The sequence below is a fragment of the Neisseria sp. HMSC055H02 genome, from assembly GCF_001813335.1.
GTDB lineage: Bacteria > Pseudomonadota > Gammaproteobacteria > Burkholderiales > Neisseriaceae > Neisseria > Neisseria sicca_C.
Genome location: NZ_KV812066.1, coordinates 1 through 2,755 on the forward strand (window position 1 = coordinate 1; position 2,755 = coordinate 2,755).

Annotated in this window: 2 protein-coding genes and 1 pseudogene; all 3 read right to left on the reverse strand. The window is 38.1% G+C overall.

Features of this window, described 5'->3' with window-relative positions; translation table 11 throughout:
* Positions 1 to 785 precede the first annotated feature (785 nt).
* Positions 786 to 1,184, reverse strand: coding sequence for a hypothetical protein (locus HMPREF2907_RS13075; protein ID WP_070679224.1), 399 nt, complete (start codon positions 1,182 to 1,184; stop codon positions 786 to 788).
* Positions 1,185 to 1,192: 8 nt separating this feature from the next.
* Entirely contained in the window at positions 1,193 to 1,582 is a 390-nt protein-coding gene (locus tag HMPREF2907_RS01245) for a hypothetical protein (protein ID WP_000965859.1), read from the reverse strand.
* A gap of 1 nt (position 1,583) precedes the next feature.
* A pseudogene (locus tag HMPREF2907_RS13395) lies at positions 1,584 to 2,755 on the reverse strand (hypothetical protein); the annotation flags it as partial.

Consider the following 2,755-nt stretch of genomic DNA (forward strand, 5'->3'; position numbering starts at 1 on the left):
GCACACATCCTACTTGTTGAGTTTAGGTTTCATATGGGCTACGGCTTGCTAATGGCTTCATTTAAGCTCAAACCGCTTCTGACCACCAAATCAACGTAGTAAATCGGTGTGCGGTGTGATTGCGTGGTGATTTACTGCGAATACGCAATTCTAATGGCATGGTAGAAAGGCTGCCTGAAATGAAATATTTCACATTAAAACATAGTTTTAATGTACGAAATTGAACTGCGTGGGCAACGCTTGCTATTTAACAATTCGCGTTAATTGCACAGGCTACACTGGCACTATCTTTGTCAAACACGTTTTTCAGGCTGCCTGAATGTTATTGCAGTAAATGCCAAAAAAGTTGCTCACGCTACTGCTTATTAGCTACAAAGCGATTGCAAGTTTATTTGGATATGTGGTTTTATTCTTATGCTAAAACTACTAACATCGTTATTTTGTTTTAATTCAACATAAAGATATTCACTTATCTCATCATTTTTTATTTTCATTTCAATAATTTGCTCTAAATAATATGAGCAAATCATTCCAATGGATGAAAAAACTTTTATGGATACATACGGCAAAGCATATCCAAAGGCAATTTCAAAATTATTGATACCGTCATTTAATTTGAAATAACACAACTTTCATCTTCGCTAATTACTGGTTCTTTTTCAAAAAACCACATTAACTCATCTGAGTTAAGTAACATATTTTCAGACATTATTGTCCCCCTTTGGGAATTACTGTATTAAATACCCTTGTTCCGTTTGGTAATACTTGATATGTGGTTTCAAATTTTACAAACTTTCCACTTGGACCTGCAAACAACGATTCTCGAATCGGTCGTAACTGCTGCGTATATCATTCAGGCTGTTCCATGTTCCATATTTAAATACACCCGTCCGCATCAATACGTTTTGTTCCGCTACAAACTGTTTACCGGCATCTTGGAGGTTTTTTAGTCCTTTATAAAGAGGCTCGAAGTCAGGTACGCCTTCAGCGCACTGGGTTAATGCACATGCAGCGGCTTTTAGGCGGTACTGTTCTTCAGCCGATTTGCCTTTTGACAGTTTGTTAAGGATTTGTGTTTCTTTCGGATGCAACTGCCGATTATTCCAATCTGCATTCGCACCAGTAAAAGCCCCAGCATTGCCGCCTGTGGCATAACCAATCGCTAAACTGCCAACGGTATCCACAACAGGTTTCAGGCTGCCTGAATTTCTCTAATAAATGAAACACTTATTCTATCAACCGTTAATGTAACCAAACAATTATCAAGATAAGAGTAGTTTATTAAATACTCATCTTCTTCAAATTGTATATTTTGTAGGGTTAGATGATTATTTTTTAATTCTGCCGTTATTTCATACTTGAAACTATCATCTATTTTTCTAAATCCAATATTTGAAGTTGATTTATCCAGTATGTAATCATTAAAGATTTCATAGGATAATTCCACTTCATAAAATTGATTTTCAAATATTTTGAATGGGCAGTATGATATAAAACAATGTAGTTCATAACCATTTATTTCAATCAATACTGCCTCTTCAATGGTGTTATCTAACTTTTTGATTTTACATTTATATAACATTTTATCTTGCCTTTGGATAAATTGTTTTGTTTTTTGGATTGTTATTCAAAGTTCTCCAAAAGTCTTTTCCTGATTTTGTATGTATCGTAGTAATACTACCATTTTCATTGGTTCCAACAAAAATAAATTTAGATTGACCTTTGGAATCAGTACCCAAAAACTGAATATATCCAGTTCGTTTTGAACCATTATAATCATATTGAACAGGAATACCTTTATTTACAGTATCTTGACCAATTTTTAAGTATTCGCTTGCATTTTTTACATTAAATTCAGCACCGTGTTTAATGAAATGGTCATTTAACAAACTTTCATTAGCAAAACTACTCGGTTTAACTGTTCCTATTTTTCCTGCTTGTGTTCCAGTACGCCCAGCGGTAACTGCAGCGACACCAAGTGTCATTGTATTTTCTAGAGCATTCCCATATTCAGGATGTGTATAACCTATACGCTCCATGTGTACATAAGCCCATGAGTTCGGATCTATCTCCCCTGTCGCTAAATTCGCAGCCGATTCAAATATACCTATACCGCTATTTAATGCAGCCTTACCAATATCTGTAACAACTCCAACTTTATAATCCCTTGATTGAGTGGGAGTTTTCCCAAAATAATTGTATTGATTGGCTAAATTGAAATCACGAACATAATTTTGAATGTATTGTTTGTTGTAGTTCGGATTAGTGTAATGTTGATCTTGCTTGGGTAAATTGTTTGCTCCTAAAATTGAAATAATGGCGTCATCAGTACGGAAATTATCCGCTTTAGCCGTTGCGTAATCTACGGTTCGTTGCATATGCCGAATAATTCGCCCAAGTGCTTCTTCTTTTGAAATGTTTAGACGAGAAGCCACTATATCTGCATATTGTTCTGCTAATTTATATTCACTCGGATGCAACTGCCGATTATGCCAATCGACATTCGCCCCTACTGCCGCCGTACCGGCATTATCGCCCGCCGCATAGCCGATGGCCGCCCCGCCCAGCGCGTTGACCGCCGCTTTGCCCGCCGGACCGAGGTTTTCCGCCGCTTTGTCCAAATACGGCGCGGCAAGGGAAGTGCCACCGCCGGCCAATATGCCGCCAAGGCTGCCCGTCGTCAGTCCGCCTGCTACCCCGTGCAGGATACTCCTGCCTATGCCGTCTTCTTTCCAGGTGTCGTAGCGGCTTTGGT

Coding starts and splice junctions, on each gene's coding strand:
- HMPREF2907_RS01245 (WP_000965859.1), bottom strand. CDS start 1,582: ATGTTATATAAATGTAAAATCAAAAAGTTAGATAACACCATTGAAGAG.